The sequence below is a fragment of the Bradyrhizobium sp. 190 genome, from assembly GCF_023073415.1.
Classification (GTDB): domain Bacteria; phylum Pseudomonadota; class Alphaproteobacteria; order Rhizobiales; family Xanthobacteraceae; genus Bradyrhizobium.
The window spans coordinates 478,428-496,986 of the sequence record NZ_JADPJL010000012.1 but is presented as its reverse complement, the minus strand read 5'-3'; the positions used below and the strand labels follow the sequence as shown (position 1 = coordinate 496,986).

Here is an 18,559-nt window from a genome sequence, read left to right as displayed (position 1 = left end):
CCTACATGGCGACACCGAATTCCGTTCCCGCCAAAGTGGAGGAATACGTTCACAACATTAGAAATCCAGAAGGCGAAGGCTCCCGCACGTTTACGCGCGCATATACAGAAGCGGCCATCAGCGCAGCCAACCATTTCGAGAGGAGCCGAGCGCTGGGAATTGAGGCAGCGCCTCTGGCGGGCACCGTCGTTTCCATCAAAGATCTCTTCGACGTTCGCGGCGAAGTGACGACAGCAGGATCCCGCGTCATGGAAACCGAAGCCCCGGCGGTCCGGGACGCCGAGGTTGTCCGACGTCTTCGGAGTGCGGGCGCGATCATAATCGGACGGACCAACATGACCGAATTCGCCTTCAGCGGCCTTGGTCTCAATCCCCACTACGGAACCCCCGCCAACCCTTGGCGTCGTGAGGAGCGGCGCATACCCGGGGGGTCCTCCTCCGGAGCTGCAATTTCCGTTACCGACCGGATGGCCGACGGAGCCATAGGGACGGACACGGGAGGGTCCGTCAGAATCCCAGCGGCTCTTTGCGGGTTGGTAGGCTTCAAACCGACCGCCGGGAGCGTGCCGCTACAAGGGACCCTGCCGCTTTCTCCTGCGTTCGATTCGATAGGTCCGATTGCGAACGACGTTCGGCAATGCATCAAACTCTACGCGGCTTTATCGGGCCAACCGGAGTTCCCACCCTGGCAACGATCGCGACAGCCGCGGCTCATGGCTCTTAAAAACTACGTGTTGGAAGGACTGGATGCGCACGTAGGACAAACCTATGAAGCCGTTAAAGCTCGTCTCTCTGAACTCGGATGCGAACTGATCGAGAGCCACAGCAAAACCATCTCCGAATTACCCGCAATACTTGAAGATGGAGGAATAGTCGCGGCCGAAGCATTTGGCTGGCACGAAGGACTCTTGCAGAGGAAGAGCTCTTTTTACGACCCCCGCGTGCGATCTAGAATCCTGCGCGGATCTCAACAACGAGCTGTGGACCATATCCGTCGCGGGCTTGTCAGATCCAGGCTCATCGTCGACTGGGAGACCGAGATAGACGATGTTGACGCGGTCATTATGCCGACCGTGCCTATTGCCGCACCGCCTATTCAAGATCTTGAGAGTAGCGATGAGGCATACTCGCAAGCGAATCTGCTCCTGCTTCGCAATCCGACCACTGTTAACGCGCTCGATGGTTGTGCGGTCACCCTGCCCTGTCACGAACCCGGCACCGCCCCTGTGGGTCTCATGTTGGTCGGTGCCCACGGCCGGGATTGGCAGTTGCTCGCCCTGGCCGAGAGCCTCACCGGGCGCCTCAGACGGCATGTCAATTGACATGGCGCCATGCACAATATGTACGCAGATTAGCTTTGTCACATTAGTCAAGTATGTTAGTTGTCTAGAAAGGCGGCTGAGTCGCTAAAACAAACAGCAAGTTGAACGGATCGGGCATCATGGCTATCAAGACCAAACGCGCTGAGGAGAGTGTCCGAGAAGTGGGACCTTCGGCCACGTTCGCTCCGCAGACGCTGGATCTGCAGAGCTTGAGGCGCAAGCGAAATGCCGCCAAGAAGTCGCGTGAGGCCGATAACAAGCACACCTACTTCATCGGAGTAGCTGAGGCACGGTATGTACTGCGCAAGGCCTTTAGGATCGTGGAGGATCAGGCGAAGGCCTATGGAATCGACCCCCTGGCCCATCAAGCCCTCATTCAGATCTACGGGAGCTCTGAAATGCAGCTGCAGGTAAATCAGATTGCCAACCGGCTGGATATCCCCGCGGCATTCGCGTCCACTCTGGCCCGCACGCTGGTTGAGAAAGGCTTGGCCGAGCGAAGACGCGACGATCAAGATCAGAGAGTCACGTATGTCGCGGTCACGGATTCCGGAAGAGAACTACTGCATGCAATAGACGAGAAGGTGCAGTTCCACGTCGACTACTTTGCGAGCCAGCTAACGTCGAGCGAACGTGAAAGTGCGCTTTCGATTCTTATGTTCTATGTTGGCGCAAAGTTTTAGCTGGGATGGTGGAGTAAGCCGCCTACTACTGAGGGTTCCCATCGCAATGCGTCGACCCTAATCCCAAGGAGCCCGCAGATAATTCGGCAGCTGCCCGCCCGAAGTGACTCCGAGCATCCAGCCTCATACTGGTGAAGTCGCTCTCCCTTCGGTGCCAATGAGGGCGCTTCCCCTTGCCAGCCGAAGTCGAAGACTCTCTCACTTTCCGAATAACGTGGGACGATAAAGCAGTCTTTCGTTGGGTCATGCGTATCTTCTGCGAGAGAACGCGTGCAGAGGAGACAAAGTCGTGTTCGGGATATTCCGGCGCTCAACTGCCCTGCTTGGATATCGAGGAGTGTGCTCGAGCGTCTCCGCGCAATGGCGAAGGATGATCTCGCAGGTTTAAATGGTGCTGCGGTGGAGCGGGAGACCGCGGTGCTACGTCTCCGTTTGGCACATGATCAGAAACTCGCGTTGCTGTTGCCCGATGTGGGGACGCTATCAGCCCTGTCAGTGGTCCAAGGTCTTGACTGGCTCTTGCTTGCCGGCATTCCGGTGCAGATCCCCGACCGTGCGGCCGAAGAGACCAGGCAGAGGCCGGACCTGCCGGGGGCGCGCGCGATCAGCGATTGGATCGAGCGCAATGTGGTCTCGGGATCGGTGTCGATCGTCCGCACCGATCCGGACTACGACCGTCGGCAGCAGTTCGCCGCTTGGGTGGCTGGCGGGATCGACCCGGTAGACGACCACACAGCATTCATCTGGGAGAGGCCGCGGTATTGGACCTTGTCACGTCACTCGAAGGAAGACGAGGGGATAATCGAAAAGCCGTTATTCTGGTCGACGAGCGCAATGCGCGCCGGGCGCTTGCGGAAGAGCCCGACATCGAAATCTTTTCGACCCGCGCCTTTTTCCGAGTGCTCGCGGATAACCACGTTCTAAATGCAACCGACGCTTACTGGGGCCTGATTTTGGATGGCATTCAGAGAATGGACCCGCTTGACGAGGTCGAACGAGTGCGCATGCCTTGGCCGCGGCGTGCTTATCCGATCGATCGGCCCGGTCGAACCGAAGGACAGAAACTGCGACGCACGACCGATCTGGCCGAGCGCGAGTGGCTGACTTCGATGTCCAGCGAAGCATAAAGATCGATTACCAGTGCACGATTATTGGAGTATCATATGACCAAGACTATGCGAGCCGTCGTGCTCTCGCAATTCGGTGGCGTCGACAAGCTCGTCATCAAGGATGTGCCGTTGCCCAAGCTGCAGCCGGACTGGGTACGCATTCGCGTGAAGGCGTTCGGGGTCAACGAATCCGAAATCACGAGCCGCAAGGGCCGGTCCAGTCCGGATTTCACAGTGCCCCGCGTGCTCGGCATTGAATGTGTTGGCGTCATCGACGAAGCACCGACGGATAGTAGTTTGAGGCCTGGCCAGAAGGTGGCTACCATGATGGGCGGAATGGGGCGTTCAATCGACGGCTCCTATGCCGAATACACCGTTGTTCCAATGTCCCAAGTTATTCCGTTTGAAACGAGCTTGCCCTGGGAGGTCGTCGGCGCACTTCCCGAGATGTTCCAGACGGCCTATGGCTCGCTGACCAAAGGGCTTGATCTGCGCCGTGGCCAGTCTCTCCTGATCCGCGGAGGTACCTCGACCGTTGGCCTCTCAGCGGCGACACTGGCCAAGGAGATAGGTGCGGTGGTGATCTCCACCACGCGGCGCTCCGAACGACTGAAGCTATTGCGCGATCTCGGTGTCGATCAACCGATTATCGACGATGGCAAGATCGCGAAGACCGTCCGGCGCCTTTTCCCCGGTGGGATCGATGCCGCGCTGGAACTGGTGGGGGGCAAGACACTGCAGGATACGCTCCAGGCGACCCGGGCCCACGGGACCGTTTGCTTCACGGGCGGTCTGTCGGACGATTGGGTGATCCCCGATTTCAGCCCGCTAGGCTACATCCCGTTTGGCGTAAGGCTGACGGCCTACGGCGGCCAAGCTACCGATCTGCCTGCCGACGTTTTCAACCGACAGCTTAACGCAATCGCAGCAGGCCGTCTCAAGGTCTCTATTGCGAAGGTTTACCACGGGCTCGAACAGGTCCGGAACGCGCAGACCGACCTCGAGGTCCGGGCCACGCCGGGCAAGCATGTGGTTGTGCTCGACTGACGAACCATCAGCATTACTTATCATTTGGAAAAGACAACAGATGCCGGAACAATCCAAACAAACCCAGCACCTTGCCGATCATTACGTCGATCAACTGTCGGACTGGGCGAAGATCACAACACGGCCCCTGTTCGGCGCCGTGGCGCTCTATCGAAATGGCCATGTCTTCGCCATGGCTTGGCATGGCGCGCTTTACTTCAAGGTCGATAACCACTCGAGAGGGAAATACGAAGCCGCTGGCTCCAGTGCGCTCGGCTATGTGAGCAGGGGCGAGGACCACGCGCTTAAGTCCTACTGGGAAGTCCCGGCTGATGTCGTCGAGAATCGTGAGAAGCTGCATGAATGGGCCGAAAAGGCCTACGAGGCGGCGCTGAAGAATACAAAGACTTGATCGCAGGGCAACGGTCCTGGCGCAACTGAAGATCACCGCGCTCGATCGATTTTCGGACCGCGCATAGGATCTACCTCGTGGAGGGCATCAAAGCGATGCAATGATCGGCTTTTCCTCTAAAGCGATCGTCCATCGAACGTTATGGAACGCGCCGGTCGACTGATACACTTTGTGTAATTTCCTTATCAGTCCTCGAACCGATTCCATTCCGACCAAGCCTAACCAGCCTTTGTATGCATCTAAAGAACAATGCTGACTTAGGGGGAGCTTCGATCCGCTTCGGTCGCCCGCCATCCCGCAATAGAAGTTTCCGGTGTAGCCCACGAACGTCGCCGCGAATTACGCGCCCAGCATATAGGGCGAACCGTGCGCCAAGTTGACGAGACCCATTGTGCCGAAGATCAAAGTGAGACCTGCAAGCAAGAATAGCAGCATGCCGAGTTGGATTCCGTTGAGAGCCTGTTCGAAAAGGTAGAGCATCGCGTCGATTCCTATTCCAGACCCAGGCCACGCCGTCACGATGCCAAACAACGTCTGCATCGGCTTCGCTCTTGCGCATTACGCTAGTAAGCTGCGTCGTCTGAGATCGCATTCGTGCACGAACACGCGTAGCGCAACGGCTTGCGCTGCCGCGACGGCGGTCATGCATAAAATGGAATGACGCACAAGATTGTCCCCGGCGGGCCGTTGCGGCCGGCCGCTTGCGTCGTGGTCCGCAGCTATAAAGACGCGTGTAGCCTTGCGGCGTTCATGACAGGAGAAAGCTCGATACAGCATCCGTATATTGCTTCGGCTGCTCGATATTTGCGACGTGACCGCTATTGATCTCTGTAACGGTAGCACCGCGGATGGATGTCGCGATCTCATGTCCCTGCTCCGGAGGCGTCGCAATGTCCCTGAGACCGACAATAACCATTGTCGGAGCGGTTATCGACTCATTGCTCTTGCGAAAATCCATCGCGGCAATGGCCGCACAGCAGCCCACGTAGCCTTTGACACTGTGCGACGAAAATATCTCCCTCATCCGGGAAACAACATCCGGAGAGTGCGCGAGGAACTCTTCGCTGAACCATCGCGGCATGTTGCTGGCCGCAAGCGGCGCCAATCCTGTCCTTTCTATCGTGGCGATCCGCTGACGCCAGAAGTCCTTATCCGGATAATAGGACGCCGTGTTGGATAGGATAAGCTTGCGAACCCGGCCGGGGGCGTTTGCGCCCAGCCACTGTCCGACCATGCCTCCCATCGATAGCCCGCACCAGTGCATGACCCCGACACCAAGCGCATCGACGATGTTCAGAACATCGCGTCCCAGACGATCCATCGAATACGGATCCGAGGGCGCGCCCGATTTTCCATGCCCACGAGTGTCATAGCGAATGACACGAAAGATTTTTGAAAGTTCTTCGACCTGCAGATCCCACATCGCGAGCGTAGCGCCGAGAGGATGCGAGAGCATAAGAACCGGGGCAGCTTCGTCGCCCTCGACTTCAACCCGCAGCGAACAACCGTCATCGGCCACGATGGTCTTGGAAACGGCATCATCGCGCCGTGAGAGTCCCAGCCTCATCGCAGCACCATTATGCCTTTGTCGGCACGCTGAGGGCACCGGTTCATGGCGAGCGTCTGACGATGGTCGAAGTGCGGATGGCTGCCTTCGAAAGATAGAGTGTCGTAATACATTCGCGCTCCCAAGACAGACACTGCAAGGCTAAGCTGGGACACATCCGCATTACAATCAAATGAGTTTTTTCAATTGCCGCATGATCGATTTCTCTGCCTGCAATATGAGCGGATACTGCGCATGATCGAAGTAGTGGCAGCGAGTCGGGCTTCTGGCGCGGGCCGGCGCGCGCCTTGCATCTCATGCGGCCGGGCTTGTACGATTATGGCCCACACGTACGGGCTCTTTCTGCCGCCCGGAGGATCGCGCAATTTCACATCTCGGGCCAAGTAACAGGATACCGTCGATGACCAGCCTCCGCGCATTTGAGGCGACCGCGCGTCATCTCAGCTTCACACGTGCCGGCGAAGAACTTGGCCTCTCGCAGACGGCCGTCAGCCATCAGATTGGGAAACTGGAAAGCCTTCTCGGCGCCCGGCTGTTCGTTCGTAAGAACAATCAAGTGCAACTGTCGCCCGTTGGCCGCGACTACCTGAGCTCAATCAAACCGGAAATCATCGAAATCGCCAATGCGACCACGCGTATCGTCGAGAGAAGCAACAAGAAAGCCCTGTCACTCGTCTCGCTGACCGGTTTTTGCATGCGCTGCCTCGTACCGCGGCTCCCGAGGTTCCTGCAGCAGCGCCCGGACATTCTTCTGTCGATTGAGACGGAGGTCTCGTTTCTGCGATTTCGGCAGATCGATTACGACTTGTCCATTCAGTACGGCAACGAAGGAGACTGGCCAGGGCTGATCACCTATCCTTTGTGCAACAACGAGACGTTCTTTCCCGTTTGCAGTCCGGCTCTAGTGAAGAAGCGAAGCATCCGTCACGCAGCAGACCTTCGCCACCATTGCGCGATCATGACCTCGTCGCTCGTTACACAGAACGATTGGAGGATGTGGCTCGACGCCGCCAAAGTGCCCGAGCTCGCGTTCGAGCGACAACTCACGTTCGGACACCTGCTACCGGCTGTTCAGGCTGCGGTTAGTGGTCTTGGTGTAACTATGGCCCGAGACGTTCTGGTCGCCAACGACCTGGCAGAAGGCGCGCTGATTGCCCCTCTGAGGCTGAAACTGACGTCAGGCTCCTGCTATCGCCTTGTCATCAAGCCGGAACGCGCTGAAAATCCCCAAGTACGTGCATTCCGGGACTGGATTCTCGGAGAATTCGTTGTCGCGGACCGATCGTTGTAACCGCGCGACGCCACTTTGAAACGTAGCCCGGCCGCAGCGCGCGCTCGTGCTTTCTCTCACGATATCAAACCGTTGACGGCAGCGACTCTCCAATGCCTATATAGCCGCCGGTGCAGACGTTGGAGTCTACCTCTCGGCAGGCGCACGCGAATTCATCGTATCGTCAGGACGGGTTCCGGATGGCTGGGAAGAAGATGGCAAGTCCACGCAGCGAAATAGTTGAGGGACTGGAACGCGGGCTGCGCGTGATTGAGGCATTCAATGAGAACGACACCGAAATGACGCTCACCGAGGTCGCCACAAAAACCGGTCTCAAGCCTGCGACGGCTCGCCGGAGTCTGCTGACGCTTGAAGCGCTCGGCTATGTGCGATCAGAAAAGGGGAGATACTTGTTATCCGCGCGTATCATGGCTCTCGGCGCATCATATCTGCGGTCTTCGAATATCGGAGCGCTTCTTCTTCCCCCCATCCGGCAACTGGTCGAACTGGTGGGCGATAACGCCGGTCTCGGTGTACGCGTCGATTTCAACGTCCTTTACATCGCCCATTATTTTCTGCCGGGCAACCTGCAGCAGGTCGCCAGCACAGGCTCGACCTCCCCTGCGCACACGACAGCCGCAGGGCGCATACTGCTCGCGGATCTCGCCGAACGGGATTTGGAAAAATGGCTTGCCCAAGCACCGCTCACCAAAAGCACCGAATTCACCGAAACAAATCCGCAGAAACTGAAGGCGATCATCGTTAAGGCGGGAAAGCAGGGCTATGCAACAGTCCGCGATGAACGCTATCTCGGCATGACTGCGCTCGCTGTACCCGTTTTCGACCCCAATGGCCAGACGATCGCTGCCCTTAACACCTCAGCCTACTCTGGCCACTTCACCGAAAAGCAGATCGTCTCCGAGCGCCTCAAGCCCCTGCAACAGGCAGCTGCCGGTCTCAGCCGGACCATCGGCAGTCACCCCTTACTGCTCAACTCGCTGCGAACCACGGCGATCGTATAGCGTCTCGGTCTGCGGTCAAGGCGCCACACTGGTCGTGGTGTCGATCTTCGCCTCCTGGACGATCTGGCGCACACGCGTGATATCGCTTGCAACGCGCGCCGCGAACACTGCCGGCGTCAACGGGAAGATCGACGCGGCGCGCGCTTCGACAAACGTCTTGACCCCTTCCGAATTGATCGCGCGGACGAATTCGGCGTTGAGCTTGTCAATAATTTCGGGCGGCGTCTCCTTCGGAGCCATGAATCCGAACCACGTCTCGATCCCGACGCCGGGTGTTCCCGCCTCGGCCATCGTCGGGACGTCGGGAAGCTTCGGCGAACGCGCTTCACCCGCCCAAGCGATCGCGCGAAGATTATTCGACTCGAGATAGGGCCCCGCCGAGAGGTACGACGAGAAGATGAAGTCCAGACGGCCCGCGATGAGGTCGGTCAACGCGGGCGCGAGTCCGCGGTACGGAACATGCACCGTAGCGATCCTGGCGCGAGCCTTGAACATCTCACCAATCAGATGCGCCGTATCGCCGACGCCGGACGACCCAAACGTAAGACCGCCGGGCTTCGTTCGGGAGAGCTCGATGAGATCTTTCACCGACTTGGCAGGATGATCGTACGGCACGACCAACGCCGTATCGAAGCGGACCATCGGCGTAATGAACGAGAAGTCATTTATGGGATCGTAACGCATGTCCTTCGGAAACATGACGGGATTGAACACATGCGTTCCTGTATGTCCCATAAGGATCGTGTACCCGTCCGGGCGCGCCACTTTGACGGCCAATGACGCAATGCTCCCTCCGCCCCCGGCGCGGTTCTCGATAACGACCGGCAGGCTTATGTTCTCGGACATCTTGCGTGCGACTAGGCGCGTAATCGTATCGCTGCCGCCGCCCGCAGCGTATGGCACCTGAATAATAATCGTACGGTCAGGAAAGGTAGTCGATCCTTCTGCCACGGCCACGGGCAACGACAGCGTCAAACCGGCAGCGGCCGATGCTGATGCCGAAGCGATAAACCGCCGGCGCGTCATCCCGACTTCACCGCAGCATGAAGCACCGGTCGGCGCGTTCCTTTTCGTGGGCTCCATGTCGCAAGCTCCTTCCAGACTTTCATCCCGACCCCCGACCGACCCGCCAATCGCTCCCCTATCGAAAGCGAAGCGAAGTACAGGCGTGCCTGAAGGCGACGGGCGACCGCGATCACCAAAGTTGACCGCGCAGAATTACACTCCAAAGCGACAACGCAATTATTCGCCTAGCGAAACTTTTTCGCTATTGATGATGCTTGCAAAATGGTGGAGTTATGTCAACCGCGCGACAGCGCTGAACTCTGCTTAAAAAAACGCTGGAGCGCCGCTATTTCGAGCACCGCTCTGACGTCGATCGCCTCACGTTATCGACTATCGATCAAGAAAGGTTCGCTCATGGATTTCGAACTGCCCGACGACCTTCGTCTCATGAAGGAGCAGATAAGGCGCTTCGTCGATCGCGAAATAATTCCTATCGAGAGAGAAGCTTACGAGGGGGCGAGCCTGAAGCCGGACGTCAGAGCAATGCTCGAGGTTCAGACGAAGAAAATGGGGTATTGGCTCATCACCACCCCTGAAGAATACGGCGGCTTGGGCATGGGCCTGCTCGCGCGCGTTGTCCTCTGGGAAGAGTTAGGGCGTACTATCGCGTTGCCGACGCGCAAAACGCAGATCTTCGGCCCTGAACCGAGCCCCATATTGCTGCAGCTGAACGAGCGTCAAAGAACCGACTACCTCATGCCCGTCATTGCCGGCGAAAAGGACTGTTGCTTTGCGCTCACCGAGCCCGATGCGGGCAGTGATCCCTCGGGCATTCGCACGAGGGCCGTGCGCGACGGCGACGACTACATCATCAATGGCTACAAACGCTTCATTACAAACGCGCATGAAGCGGATTTCGCGCAGGTTCTCGCGACCGTCGATCCTTCGAAGGGCAGCAAGGGCATCACGGCATTCCTCGTCGACATGGATACGCCCGGAGTGTCGATCGTTCGGACCGAACATATGATGATGGACGACGCGCCTTGCGAGATTTCTTTCGACAACGCGCGGGTACCGGCATGGAAGAGGATCGGCGAAGAAGGAGAGGGATTTAAGCTGGCGCAGGACTGGATCAACGCGGGCCGCATTCGGCACGGCGCGCGCGCCATCGGGGTCATCGAGCGCTGTCTCGAATTGAGCGCGACCTACGCCAAACAGCGCAAGACCTTCGGAAAGCCCTTGGCAGAGCGGCAGGCCATTCAGTGGCCCATCGTCGATTCCTATCTCGACCTGCGGCAGCTAAGGCCACTGGTCTATCACGCGGCATGGAAATACGACCGAGGCGAAGACGTCCGCACCGATGCCTATATGGTGAAGTTGCTCGGCGACCGGATGGCCTTCATGGCAGCTGACCGGTGCATCCAGGTGTTCGGCGGCCTCGCCTTCACCACGGACTTCCCGATCGAAAAGTTCTGGCGCGATTCACGCAGCATGATGATCACAGAAGGGCCGGAAGAGGTTCTCAAAACTACTTTGGCGCGGCACGTGTTTGCGCAATACGCAAGCAACTAGCGCAGCGCGTCTTCCGCATAGGCGACGTCCCACCAAACCGGATTGGCGGGACGCGGCACTAAGCCGGTACAAAACCAAGAAGGGCCTTGATCTCCATAAAATCCTCAAGGCCATAGAAGCCTGCCTCGCGGCCATTGCCGGACTGCTTGTACCCGCCAAATGGCGCCGAGACGTCCTGCAGCTTACCGTGCGGCGCGCCGTTCAGATAAATACGCCCCGCTCGCAGGCGCATACCCACCGCCCGTGCCTCTTCGATCGTGCCGGCGAAGACATAACCGGACAGGCCGTAAACCGTGCCATTCGCAATCGCGATGGCGTCTTCGACATCGTCATATGCAATCATCGACAGAACAGGCCCGAAGATTTCCTGCTGTGCGATGGTGGACTGCGGATCGACCTGGGCAAAGATCGTCGGGCGCACATAGTAGCCGCGGTTGACGCCTGCCGGCCGGCCGGGGCCTCCGGCCACCAGTTCCGCACCCTCCTCCATTCCGACCATAATGAAATGCTGTACGCGATCGAACTGCGCCTTGCTAACGAGCGGGCCCATTTCCGTGTCCGGACGGCGCGGATCACCCACGACGACCTTTGCAGCAACCTCTTTGGCGCAGGCAACTGCTTCGCTCATCTTATCTTTCTGGATCAGCATCCGCGTCGGTGCCTGGCAAGACTGTCCCGTATTTGTGAAGCAGCGAAGCACGCCGGCCCTCACCGCCGTCCGCAGGTCGGCACTGGGAAGAATGATATTTCCCGACTTGCCTCCAAGTTCCTGGTGCACGCGCTTCACTGTATCGGCCGCGCTCTTGGCGACCATGATGCCGGCGCGGGTCGATCCGGTGAACGAAACCATATCGACGTCAGGATGAGTGGAGATGGCCTCACCTACTGTCGGCCCGTCGCCATTAACCAGATTGAAGACGCCCTTTGGTACCCCCGCCTCGTGTAAAACCTCCGCCAACACGATCGCGCTCAGGGGCGCCACCTCGCTTGGCTTCACCAGCACGGTGCAACCAGCCGCCAGGGCCGGAGCGAGCTTTGAGGCGATCTGGTTGACCGGCCAGTTCCAGGGCGTGATGAGGCCACAGACCCCGATTGGCTCGCGCACAACACGCGTCGTTCCCAGCATATGCCCGAACTCATAGGTCGCCAGTACCTTGCGAAGCTCCTGAAAATGCTCCAGCGCCGTGATTGCTTGAACTGACTTCGCGAACCACAGGGGCGATCCCATCTCCTGCATAATCACTTCTGCGAACTGGTCGAGGCGCGCTTCGAAGGCCGCGATGATCCGGTCGAAAAGTGCAAGCTTTTCTTCGCGGCTTGCTTGCGAATATGCGGGGAAAGCGGTTCTCGCCGCGCGTACCGCCCGGTCAACGTCGGCCGCACTCCCAAGGCTGGTATACGCGACAACCTCTTCTGTAGCCGGATCAACAACTTCGAACGGCCGCTTCTCGATGGGGTCTACCCATGCACCGTCGATGTAGAAACGCGTGTAGGTCGGGTTCACTTTTGGCTCCTTAGCAAGCTTTGCTTTCGGGATCAAAGGCATCTACTGGCGCGCATAACGCCAGCAAAACAGCGCGCTAGAGCCGCGCGCTGTCCGTGTCTTCTTCGAGTTCGCAAAGGATTTCCGCCGTGTGTTCGCCAAGCGTCGGCGGTGCGCTGAGCGGCTGATCGTCGCGTTGGCCCTCGAACCGCAGTGGACGTCTGATCGTCCGCACGCGCCCTTCCGTTGGATGCTCAACGTCGCAGAACGTCTGCAAATGCCTGATTTGCGGATCGCTCTCCACTTCGCTCACGTCGTAGATCGGCGCAACCGGCAATCCGGCCTCGGACAAACGCTCAAACCATGCCGCGCGCGGCAGCAAGAGGAAATCTTTGGCAAGCGCAAGATGAAGCGCTGCATAGTTTTCTATTCTGTCGGGCCGCGTGGCGAAGCGCGTGTCCGAAAGAAGTTCCTCGCGCCCCATACTCGTAGCGAACGCCTTCCAGAACTTCTCCTGCGAAGACAGGTGGACTGCGATGAGCTTCATATCCTTGCAGACGAACGCGTAAGACTGAGACGTTCGCGGCCTCAGTTTCGGATCGGAAACCAGACCCATTTGATGCAGATATCCGAAAGGGTCTGCCATGAACGAAGCAATGGTCGCCTCGAGCATGTTGACCTCAACGCGAAGCGGAGCGTGCCCACGACCGAGCCCCACGAGCGCAGCAAGAATCCCCTGACAGGCGACATGCGCAGTAACGTTATCGGCCGTCGTCGGCCCCGTGATATCGGCAGTAGCCGTATCCAGGAACAGACTCGACATGCCGCTCAGAGCCTGCGCGATGGCGTCATAGGCCGGTCGATTTGCATATGGCCCGTCGGCGCCGAAACCGGTTATCGAGCAATGCACGAGCTTCGGGTTGATCGACCGGACGACCACGTCGCCGAAACCCAATCTCTCGAGGCCACCGGCGCGAACATTGTCGATGAGGATGTCGCTTCTCTCGATGAGCTTTCGAAACGTCCCCGCCCCCGCCTCCGCGCGGAGATCGAGGGTGATACTGCGCTTGTTACGATTGTAGCCACAGAAATGCGGGCTATAAAGGCCGCCGCGAAAGCTGCGGAAGGGGTCTCCCCCTTCCGGCTGTTCGACCTTCACGACATCCGCACCGAGATCCGCTAGCATCTGGCCCGTCATGGGGCCGGTGATCATGGTCGTCAGCTCGACGACCCTAATCCCCTTCAGCGGGGCTGTCACATCTGGCATATCTATTTCTTTACGCTCTGATCGGTCAGGAGCGTACCAAGCTTGAAGGGCTCGTACACCGGCCGAAACGTCTTCTTGTCGAGAAACTGCGACATGCCGGTCTTGTAGGACTGTTCAGGGTCGTTGGCGCGGATGGCAGCGTTTTTGGCGTACAGATAATCGGCCGCCTGACCGAAATCCATGGTGCGCACCGCCCGCATGGCCTGCTTCGTCGCGGTCAACACCGCGGGGCTCTTGGCCATGAGTTTTTGCGCGAGCTTATCGACTTCGGCTTCCAGTTTGTCCTGCGGAACCGAGAAATTTACGAACCCGACGCGCGCGGCTTCCTTGCCGTCGAAGGCATCGCCCAGGCAAGCGTAGTACAACGCATGCCGGTACAGCACGGAGTCAGCAACAACCTTGCCGACAAGGCCACCAGGCAGAATGCCCCAGTTAACTTCCGACAAAGAGAAAGTCGCGTTGTCGGCGGCGATCGCGAAATCGGTAGCCAGCAACTGCATGAACGCGCCGCCGACGCAGTAGCCCTCCACCATCGCGATGGTCGGCTTTTCGTAATTGTAGAGACGCTCCCACCGCCAGCGATTGGCGATCTCCTGAATGTGCTTGGCTTCTGCCGGCTTGTCTTCCATCGCGCGGAAGAACTCCTTCAGGTCCTGACCCGCCGAGAAGGTGCCGCCCGCGCCGCGGATCACCACAACTTTGGTATCGTTGTCCTTCTCGAGTTCTTTCAGGGTGCTATCCATAGCCACATGGAGCTCGGGGCTCATCGCGTTACGTTTGTGAGGACGGTTCATGATGATCGTCGACACGCCGTTGTAGCGTTCAACCTTGACGACTTCCGATTCAGACATTCCGTAGCCTTTCGTTAAACGCATCCGGTCATCGGATGCGACCTCTTGCGGTTCATCGGAACCTTGCGCGTGAGCGCGGTGATGGCTGACGGCCCGCAGCGAGCATGGGTTGTACAATCATAACTTTTCGCTAGGCGAAATCTTTTCGCTGAAATAATCCAGCATAACTTCGGGTTTGTCAACGCCAGCGGGTCTAGTGTTGTGCGCTGGCAAACCGTTTTGCCGGCCACGGCCGCAGGACGCGGTCCAAAACACGCACGCCTGACAGCCAAGCTTGATATGAGACTTCTCGATATCAGGGTATTTCCTGATAAGCCCATTCAGGTCTGCGATCGAACCGCTTGATTGTCATGGCCTGATCCTTCCCCTTTCGATCGATGGAGACGCCATACGATCTCATCCCCGATTGCCAGCTGTCGCGCTTACCGCGCGTGGCGCGCATTCGGTCGAGCTTTGCCAATCGAGAGGTGATGAATCTCGCGTTGCCGCCAACCGCGTTGATCCCGACGACGTTCAAAAGCGATTAGCCCTACGGACAACAAATCGAAACTCCCCGACTGAAGGGCGCTCTAATAGACACTTGGAGTGGTCGTCCGGGCGAACACGCTAAGATCCTCTCTCAACGCAGCCTTGAGCCAGCCATTTGAATGTCGCCGCGCGGTTCGCTCCCTCGGTCTTCGCTCCTGAGAGTCTTAAAGATCAGATTTCTTACTCGCTCGTAGTTCGCGAGCGGCGCGTGTTTTCATGATCCAAATCCATTTTTTCTTATGTGAAGCCAAGATTTATCGCGCGCAAGATGCCGACTTACCGCCGAAGTGCGAAGCAAGGTTGACCTTGCCTGAAAGGCAGCGTTTACACGCGCGGCTCTTATTTCTCCGATTCCGTCATAACACCCTTGTTCTCTTCCCAAAACTTGGTTTGTTCTGCGAGAAATTCGCCGAAGGCCGCTGACTTCATTGGGGTGAGGACGACTCCAAGATCGGCTAGACGCTGTTGCACTGCAGGTTGCGCGAGGACGTCGGCAAGTGCATCTTCCAGTCGCTTGACTACTTCCTTCGGCACTTTGGCCGGAGCGACAAATCCGAACCAAAGCTCTGCGACGACATCATATCCCAGCGAGCGCAGTGTCGGTAACTCAGGGTACAGAGGAACAGGCCTAGTCGACGCCGCCGCAAGCGCCCGAAGTTCGCCGCCTTTGGTATACTGATGCGCCGATCCCTGCGACATAAACAAGACTTGGACGTGCCCAGCCACGAGGTCACTGATCGCGGGCCCGCCTCCTCGATAGGGGATTAAGGAGAACTTAACGCCGGATTTTTGAGAAAGACTGACTGCAGCCAGGTAGTTCGACGACGTTGGACCGATATGAGCAACCGTGGGTCCGTTAGGCACCTCTTTCGCAAACTTCATGAATTCCGCGAAGTCCTTGGCTGGCACCTTCCCATTAATGACCATAAGGAGCGGCGAGCGTCCGACCAGACCGATCGGCACGAAGTCACTCACCGGATCGTATGCCAACGGCGCTAACGGCGCTAACGTTATAGGACTGATCACATGGCTTTCGATAACAAGCAGGATGGTGTAGCCGTCAGGATCGGCCTTTGCGACGGTAGCCGCTGCAATTGTACCGCTGGCTCCTGCCTTGTTCTCCACGATGAACTGCTGTCCAAGTAGTGTCGACAGTCGCTCCGCAATTATTCGGCCGATTAGGTCCACTCCACCGCCTGCAGAAAAACCCAAGACAATCTTGACTGGCCTTGTCGGATAGTCGTTTGCGTCTGCCACCGCGGGCGTTAAGCACAACACTATCGTCAGCGCGCAGGCTTTTATGAGCAAAGATATGCGATTGTATCTGGGCATTTTGGTTTCCTCCTTACAGTGTTTCCCGCGGTTTCCGTTTTTTGCGGTGTGATTTCGCCAGTCCATGTCTCTTTGGCCCATTGGTGGTCAGGGCTCTCCCCCATTCTGTCTCTTGTTGGTTGTATGTCAAGTTTGTTAAAAATTCGGACCGGAATGCCTGGCACTCGTCGCTGCAAAGCGTTCGCGTCAGATGATCCAGATCTTTCTTGAGTTTCAACACCCCAGAGCAAGGGGCGATTAACAGCGGCCGCACCACTCCGCCAAACGCGTCGGTCTGCTAGGTTCGCGTTGCAGTACGCGAGACGTTGCGCGCTCACGCTTTCTACCAACGGGTCCTCAAAACCGGTGCCGCGCGCGGCTGCCCACGTGGGAGTTGTTGAAGCAGTCTTTCGAACACTGCCGGCGCAGTTTGACCGGACGCGCGGCCACCGTTCAGGGGCACTTCATCGAGGACGTTGTTGGTGCCGTTTACCACCTTGGCAGTCCGCGTCCGCTCTTCATCGAGCCGGACACCAGGTCTGGTTGCTCAGATAGGGACGATCACTGGCAACTGAGACGTCGGAAATCCGCTGCGCTGCAAATTTGCACCGGCGGCCCGAAAAAGGCGATTCGCTGATCGCGTAGTTCGCGCCTCATCAAATCGGCATTGGGGTACGGGTCGGGCTCGGTCCAGCTTTTTCCGCATACGCCAGGATGGCTCGAATGAACTGTCCGCGAAAAGGCAGCGGGCAGTAATGAAGATCGAAATTGCTCGGCTGCTTCCTTGCAACGACTCCACCGGGAAAATGGTGCCTGAGCGACATCGTTTCGGCTGCGGCGGGTGGAACATGACCGGCGGCATGGGGCGCTTGCTGCCAAGCCGCTATCGGGAATTGGTGTCCTAATAATGCACAGGGACGATCATGAACGGCAGAACCGGTGACTGCAGAACCACTCCAAGTACGGTCATCCATGGCACGGAGGTCAAACCCCTGCAAAGAGCCCCCTTGCCTTATCATGCATCCCCCTCAACTCTGTTGTCTCGGGCCGCCTGGAGATGAGTTTCTGCCGGCAAATGCGGCTTTGCGCCGATGAAGCACTTCTCCCGAGGTTTCCGTTCTTTGCGGTGTGATTTCGCCAGTCCATATTTGAACGGGCGAAGCTATGACGCCTGGCCTTCACTAAGAAGACCCATCGCATATTCCCGGCCATGCGGGCCTACGCTCTTCCCGGCAAAATGGCGGCACGCTGGCTTCGGCATCGTGGAACGGCCGTCATTCCTATCAACGGCGCCATCAGGCCTCTCGAATGCTTACTGATGAAAGACAGCGAATTCCTCGGTACTCACGCGATCACTGATCAGCGTGTTCTCTGGCGCATCGGGATCGGAATGGCCGAGCGCCATTCCAGAGAGCACGATGTGAGTATCGGGGATGCGGAGCTGCTCGTGTACGACGCGCCCGTATTCACACCAAGCCTGTTGCGCGCAGGTCTCCAGTCCATGCGCTCGGGCAAGGATCATTACGTTCTGCATGAACATCCCGCAGTCGAGCCAGGATCCCAGAACAAGGCTTCTGTCCATGGTGAAGAACAGACCAACCGGCGCGCCAAAGAATTCGAAATTGCGCAGCACGGCCCGCTTGCGTGCGCCGAAATCGTCGCGTGCAATGCCATACAGTTTATACAATTCAAATCCCACCTTCCGCCGGCGCGAGAGATAGGGCTCCGGCACGGGCGCAGGAGCATAATGGTATTCGAGGGAATGGTCTCCGACCTCCGCTGCTCGCGTAACGGCGCGGGTAAGATTTTCCCGGGTCGCCCCTGTCACGACATGGACGTGCCAAGGCTGGAAGTTGGTACCCGACGGAGCGCGTGAGGCAGCAGACAGGATTGCTTTGATCACGTTCATGGGAATCGGCGTTGACTGGAAGCGCCGCACTGACCGTCGGTTCACCACGGCCTCGATCACCGGCGCGCTTGGATGTTGCTTGGAGATCTCCGGTGATGAGCCTGACAAAATGTGCAGCGGAATATCGCCCTTCATTCACTGCCTCCGTTGGCGGAAGCAACCCGTTCATCGCGCCGCCTTTGGCGCAGGATGAAGAGCCGCAACTTCCGGCTTGGCGTCTTT

The 18,559-nt window shown here is 58.1% G+C and carries 15 protein-coding genes and 1 pseudogene; 8 read left to right on the top strand and 8 right to left on the bottom strand.

Going from position 1 to position 18,559, the window contains the following annotated elements:
- Positions 1-5: 5 nt before the first annotated feature.
- The 5 genes from IVB22_RS11460 to IVB22_RS11440 all read left to right on the top strand — a co-directional run bounded on the left by IVB22_RS11460 (position 6) and on the right by IVB22_RS11440 (position 4,552).
- The gene (locus IVB22_RS11460) at positions 6-1,322 is read left to right on the top strand and encodes an amidase (RefSeq protein ID WP_247517423.1); all 1,317 of its coding nucleotides are present in this window, start codon (positions 6-8) and stop codon (positions 1,320-1,322) included.
- Between the two features lie 119 nt (positions 1,323-1,441).
- A complete protein-coding gene (locus tag IVB22_RS11455; RefSeq protein ID WP_247517422.1) occupies positions 1,442-2,005 on the top strand; it encodes a MarR family winged helix-turn-helix transcriptional regulator in 564 nt (187 codons plus the stop codon).
- Positions 2,006-2,365: 360 nt separating this feature from the next.
- Positions 2,366-2,929: a hypothetical protein gene (locus IVB22_RS11450; RefSeq protein WP_247517421.1), complete on the top strand. Its 564-nt coding sequence runs from the start codon at positions 2,366-2,368 to the stop codon at positions 2,927-2,929.
- Positions 2,930-3,168: 239 nt separating this feature from the next.
- Positions 3,169-4,161 (top strand): zinc-binding dehydrogenase, encoded by a 993-nt coding sequence (locus tag IVB22_RS11445; RefSeq protein ID WP_247517420.1) that lies wholly within the window; start codon positions 3,169-3,171, stop codon positions 4,159-4,161.
- Positions 4,162-4,201: 40 nt separating this feature from the next.
- Complete coding sequence (locus IVB22_RS11440; protein ID WP_247517419.1) at positions 4,202-4,552, top strand: TfoX/Sxy family protein; 351 nt, start codon at positions 4,202-4,204, stop codon at positions 4,550-4,552.
- A 342-nt stretch (positions 4,553-4,894) separates the two neighbouring features.
- Here IVB22_RS11440 and IVB22_RS11435 read toward each other — a convergent pair.
- Positions 4,895-5,032 (bottom strand): annotated as a pseudogene (locus tag IVB22_RS11435) (branched-chain amino acid ABC transporter permease); the annotation flags it as partial.
- Positions 5,033-5,300: 268 nt separating this feature from the next.
- Positions 5,301-6,119, bottom strand: a complete 819-nt coding sequence (gene pcaD, locus IVB22_RS11430; RefSeq protein ID WP_247517418.1) for a 3-oxoadipate enol-lactonase — start codon at positions 6,117-6,119, stop codon at positions 5,301-5,303.
- Positions 6,120-6,519: 400 nt separating this feature from the next.
- Between pcaD and IVB22_RS11425 the strand changes: the two genes are divergently transcribed.
- The gene (locus IVB22_RS11425) at positions 6,520-7,410 is read left to right on the top strand and encodes a LysR substrate-binding domain-containing protein (protein WP_247517417.1); all 891 of its coding nucleotides are present in this window, start codon (positions 6,520-6,522) and stop codon (positions 7,408-7,410) included.
- Between the two features lie 179 nt (positions 7,411-7,589).
- Positions 7,590-8,411, top strand: a complete 822-nt coding sequence (locus IVB22_RS11420; RefSeq protein ID WP_247517416.1) for an IclR family transcriptional regulator — start codon at positions 7,590-7,592, stop codon at positions 8,409-8,411.
- A 15-nt stretch (positions 8,412-8,426) separates the two neighbouring features.
- Here the strand turns inward: IVB22_RS11420 and IVB22_RS11415 are convergent, their stop codons facing one another.
- Positions 8,427-9,437: a tripartite tricarboxylate transporter substrate binding protein gene (locus tag IVB22_RS11415; protein WP_247517415.1), complete on the bottom strand. Its 1,011-nt coding sequence runs from the start codon at positions 9,435-9,437 to the stop codon at positions 8,427-8,429.
- 393 nt (positions 9,438-9,830) lie between these two features.
- On the opposite strand from IVB22_RS11415, the gene IVB22_RS11410 reads away from it, so the two are divergent.
- On the top strand, positions 9,831-10,988 hold the full coding sequence (locus IVB22_RS11410; protein ID WP_247517414.1) for an acyl-CoA dehydrogenase family protein: 1,158 nt from the start codon (positions 9,831-9,833) through the stop codon (positions 10,986-10,988).
- A 58-nt stretch (positions 10,989-11,046) separates the two neighbouring features.
- On the opposite strand, the gene IVB22_RS11405 is transcribed toward IVB22_RS11410, so the two are convergent.
- From IVB22_RS11405 to IVB22_RS11385, 5 genes are all read right to left on the bottom strand, one after another.
- The gene (locus IVB22_RS11405) at positions 11,047-12,534 is read right to left on the bottom strand and encodes an aldehyde dehydrogenase family protein (RefSeq protein WP_247517413.1); all 1,488 of its coding nucleotides are present in this window, start codon (positions 12,532-12,534) and stop codon (positions 11,047-11,049) included.
- 34 nt (positions 12,535-12,568) lie between these two features.
- Entirely contained in the window at positions 12,569-13,738 is a 1,170-nt protein-coding gene (locus IVB22_RS11400) for a CaiB/BaiF CoA-transferase family protein (RefSeq protein WP_256467401.1), read from the bottom strand.
- 2 nt (positions 13,739-13,740) lie between these two features.
- Positions 13,741-14,589, bottom strand: coding sequence for a p-hydroxycinnamoyl CoA hydratase/lyase (locus IVB22_RS11395; protein WP_247517412.1), 849 nt, complete (start codon positions 14,587-14,589; stop codon positions 13,741-13,743).
- A gap of 867 nt (positions 14,590-15,456) precedes the next feature.
- Complete coding sequence (locus IVB22_RS11390) at positions 15,457-16,449, bottom strand: tripartite tricarboxylate transporter substrate binding protein (protein WP_247517411.1); 993 nt, start codon at positions 16,447-16,449, stop codon at positions 15,457-15,459.
- 1,291 nt (positions 16,450-17,740) lie between these two features.
- Positions 17,741-18,472, bottom strand: coding sequence for a nitroreductase (locus tag IVB22_RS11385; protein ID WP_247517410.1), 732 nt, complete (start codon positions 18,470-18,472; stop codon positions 17,741-17,743).
- Positions 18,473-18,559: the final 87 nt, after the last annotated feature.